Annotated in this window: 1 pseudogene; it reads left to right on the plus strand. The window is 61.8% G+C overall.

From position 1 onward, the window contains the following. Positions 1–395, plus strand: a pseudogene (locus tag QJT78_RS52235) (hypothetical protein); the annotation flags it as partial.

Here is a 395-nt window from a genome sequence, read left to right on the forward strand (position 1 = left end):
TTCACCGGGATCGACAACTGGACCGAGCTCTACGACATCCACGCGCTGTCGCTGAAGTACCCGATCGAATGGGGGATTCTGTTCAGCCCGAAGCGCCAAGGCAGCGATCCGCGCTATCCCGACGGAGACGCGCTGTCCCGCTTCATGTGGAGCAACCTGCGGCTCTCCGCGCATCTCTGCGGCGCTTATAGCGACGCGATCATGGAGGGACGCGATCTCGAAAAGCCGCCGGTCGATTTCTTCTATTTCAGGCGCATCCAGGTCAACCATGCTGAGCCGAAGCCGGACCGCATAATTCACTTCCGCAACGGTTGGGGAAAGGCGCGCGGCATTGCGCAGACCCGCGCCAACCAATTCCCGGCCGACACCTCGGTCGACTGGCTCTTCGATCGCTC

This window comes from Bradyrhizobium sp. Mp27, assembly GCF_029953005.1.
GTDB lineage: Bacteria > Pseudomonadota > Alphaproteobacteria > Rhizobiales > Xanthobacteraceae > Bradyrhizobium > Bradyrhizobium barranii.